At 65.7% G+C, this 3,554-nt stretch carries 2 protein-coding genes; one reads left to right on the top strand and one right to left on the bottom strand.

What is annotated here, in order from left to right; all coding sequences use genetic code 11:
- Nucleotides 1-416 precede the first annotated feature (416 nt).
- Nucleotides 417-1,859, bottom strand: coding sequence for a class II fumarate hydratase (locus RT551_RS21465; protein ID WP_313462228.1), 1,443 nt, complete (start codon nucleotides 1,857-1,859; stop codon nucleotides 417-419).
- A 153-nt stretch (nucleotides 1,860-2,012) separates the two neighbouring features.
- Between RT551_RS21465 and purB the strand changes: the two genes are divergently transcribed.
- Entirely contained in the window at nucleotides 2,013-3,380 is a 1,368-nt protein-coding gene (purB, locus tag RT551_RS21460) for an adenylosuccinate lyase (RefSeq protein WP_313462227.1), read from the top strand.
- The last annotated feature ends 174 nt before the right edge of the window (nucleotides 3,381-3,554 follow it).

Here is a 3,554-nt window from a genome sequence, read left to right as displayed (position 1 = left end):
TCGAAAACATCCATGTTTTCAACGGTCCCGTACCCCCCATCCGATGGCCCTTCGATACGTGGTCGGTAGCCATGGGAAATGCCGAAGCAACGGCGATGTTGATCCGGGGTCATGCGTTAACGAATGTTGCCCGTTTCACGGCCGTCGTCTGTCGACCGACGCTACCGGGGCTACGTGCTTTTGATTTGCGATGGCCACCGACCATCTGTCGTGGCGGTTCGGGGTGGGCTGGAGGGGGCGTGAGCCGCATGGATGCGGCGATCGAGCTTACATGGACGTACTTGCAGCGTCCCCCGGAACGCCCGCCCCGACCCGCCAAACCAGAGATGCCGTGAACCACCGGCTGTTCGCCCAAATGCATGAAGCCGGGCAAAGCCCGGCTCCAAGCATCGTGTGCAATCGCACGCTTTACGCGATCAACCACCACCGCCCGAACCACCGCCGGCGTGAATGCCGCCGGCGGTCAGCGCGGCTGGATCGAGCAGGCGGCGCAGTTCGGCTTCGCTCAGGCCGCTGTCTTCCTTGGCCACGTCCAGCACCGGGCGCTGTTCCTTGTAGGCGCGCTTGGCAATTGCGGCGGCCTTTTCGTAACCGATGATCGGGTTCAGTGCGGTGACCAGGATCGGGTTGCGGCCCAGCGCCTCGCGCACGCGGTCCTCGCGCACCTTCAGGCCCACAATTGCGGTGTCGGCCAGCAGGCGCGAGATGTTGGCCAGCAGGCCAATGCCGTCCAGCAGGTTCGCCGCCACCAGTGGCAGGGTCACGTTCAACTGGAAATTGCCGGTCTGCCCCGCCACCGTGATCGCGGTGTGGTGGCCGATCACCTGCGCGCACACCATCACCGTCGCTTCCGGAATCACCGGATTGACCTTGCCCGGCATGATCGAGCTGCCCGGCTGCAGCGCCGGCAGTTCAATCTCACCCAGGCCCGCCAGCGGACCGGCATTCATCCAGCGCAGGTCGTTGGCGATCTTGATCAGTGCCACCGCCAGCGCATTGAGCTGGCCCGAAAGCTCCACCGCGTCGTCCTGCGCGGCCAGCCCTTCAAACTTGTTCTCGGCGCTGTCAAAGCGCACGCCGGTCTGCTGCTTCAGACGCTTGGCCACGCGCTCACCAAAACGCGGGTCTGCATTGATCCCCGTGCCGATGGCGGTGCCGCCCAGCGGCAGGCGGCGCAGGCGCTTGAGCGCATCTTCCAGCCGCTCCTGTGCTGAGGCCAGCTGCGCCGACCACGCGCCGAACTCCTGCTCGAAGGTCAGCGGCATCGCATCCATCAGGTGCGTACGACCAGTCTTGACCACCTTGCGCAGGCCGCGGCCCTTCTTGTCGATGGTCTTGCGCAGGTGCACCAGCGCCGGGAGCAGTTCCTCGTGCACGCCCAACAGGGCCGAGACGCGCAGCGCGGTGGGGATCACATCGTTGGAGCTCTGCCCCTGGTTGACGTGGTCGTTCGGGTGCACCGCGGTCTTTCCAGCCTTGCCGGCGCGGTTGGCCAGGGTGGCGATGACCTCGTTGGCATTCATGTTCGACGAGGTGCCCGAGCCGGTCTGGTACACGTCAATCGGGAAATGCGCGTCATGTTCGCCGCTGGCCACCTCGGCGGCGGCCAGCTCAATGGCCTTGGCGATGTTCTTCGGCAGGTGGCCCAGCTCGGCGTTGACCGCCGCCGCGGTGCCCTTCACCAGGCCCAGGGCGCGGATGAAGCCGCGCGGCATGCGCTGGCCGGAGACCGGGAAGTTCTCGACCGCACGCTGGGTCTGCGCGCCCCACAAGGCGTCTGCAGGCACCTGCAGTTCACCCATGCTGTCGTGCTCGACGCGGAACGCCTGCAGGGGGCGCTTTGTTGCTGCTTTGCTCATTTCGTTGACTCCGCACTACTTCTTGTTGGGGAAAGGAAGCGGCGGCTGGCGAAGGAGCGCTTCCTGGCTGGCGGCAGCGGTCACGATACCCCGCAATGGCGGGGGCTGCATACCCGTATAATGTTGCCCCCGCCGCCCCTGCCTGCGCCCGCCATGTCCGAATTCGCCCTGCTTGCCCTGTCCCCGCTCGATGGCCGCTATGCCGGCAAGGTCGACGCGCTGCGTCCGATCTTCTCCGAATATGGCCTGATCAAGGCCCGCGTGAAGGTGGAAGTGGAATGGCTGCTGGCCCTGGCCAATGAACCGGGCATCGTCGAGCTGGCCCCGTTCGCCCCGGCTGCCGCCGCGCGCCTGCGCGCCCTGGCCGACGGCTTCTCGCCGGCCCATGCGGCGCGGGTGAAGGAAATCGAGCGCACCACCAATCACGACGTGAAGGCGGTGGAATACTTCATCAAGGAACAGCTGAAGGATGACGCGGAGCTGGCTCCGGCGCTGGAATTCGTGCATTTCGCCTGCACCAGTGAAGACATCAACAACCTCAGCTACGGGCTGATGCTGGAACAGGCCCGTCGCGAAGTGCTGCTGCCGAGCCTGGACGGCATCGCCGCCAGCCTGCGCGCCCTCGCCCACGCCCAGGCCGACCAGCCGATGCTGTCGCGCACCCACGGCCAGACCGCCTCGCCAACCACGCTGGGCAAGGAAGTGGCCAACGTGGTGGCGCGCCTGGAGCGCCAGCGCCGCCAGATCGCAGCGGTGGAGTTCACCGGCAAGATCAACGGTGCGGTGGGCAACTACAACGCCCACGTGATCGCCTACCCGGACGTGAACTGGCCGGCCTTCGCGCAGCGCTTCGTGGAAAGCCTGGGCCTGGTGTTCAACCCGTACACGACCCAGATCGAACCGCACGACAACATCGCCGAGATCGGCGATGCGGCGCGCCGCGCCAACATCATCCTGATCGACCTGGCCCGTGACATCTGGGGCTACATCTCGCTGGGCTACTTCAAGCAGAAGCTGAAGGAAGGCGAAGTGGGCTCCTCGACCATGCCGCACAAGGTCAATCCGATCGATTTCGAGAACGCGGAAGGCAACTTCGGCATCGCCAACGCGCTGTTCGAGCACTTCAGCGCCAAGCTGCCGATCAGCCGCTGGCAGCGCGACCTCACCGACTCGACCGTGCTGCGCGCGGTAGGCACGGCCTTCGGCCACAGCCAGGTGGCGCTGGACTCGCTGGCGAAGGGCCTGGGCAAGCTGACCGTGAACCCGGAGCGCCTGGACGCCGACCTGGACGCCTCCTGGGAAGTCCTGGCCGAAGCGGTCCAGACGGTCATGCGCCGCTACGGCCTGCCCAACCCCTACGAACAGCTCAAGGCCCTGACCCGCGGCCAGGGCATCACCGCCGAGTCGATGAAGGCCTTCGTGGAATCCCTCGACCTGCCGGAAAGCGCCAAGCAGGAACTGCGCACCCTGACCCCGGGCGGCTACATCGGCCTGGCATCGGATCTGGCCAAGGCGATCTGATCCTTTTAGTTCATCGCTGAAAGCATTGCAGGGCATCGGGTTTCCGGTGCCCTTTTTGTTTGGTCGCGAACAGCCTTCGGCTGACGGTCTACGTGTTTGGGGCCGGGGGGTGGGGGGTACGGGACACGCCGTGAACCCATCCATGGGGGCTCGTCAAAAACATCCATGTTTTTG

Source organism: Stenotrophomonas sp., assembly GCF_032103445.1.
In the GTDB taxonomy this organism is placed as follows: domain Bacteria; phylum Pseudomonadota; class Gammaproteobacteria; order Xanthomonadales; family Xanthomonadaceae; genus Stenotrophomonas.
This window is presented reverse-complemented; position numbering and strand designations above follow the sequence as displayed.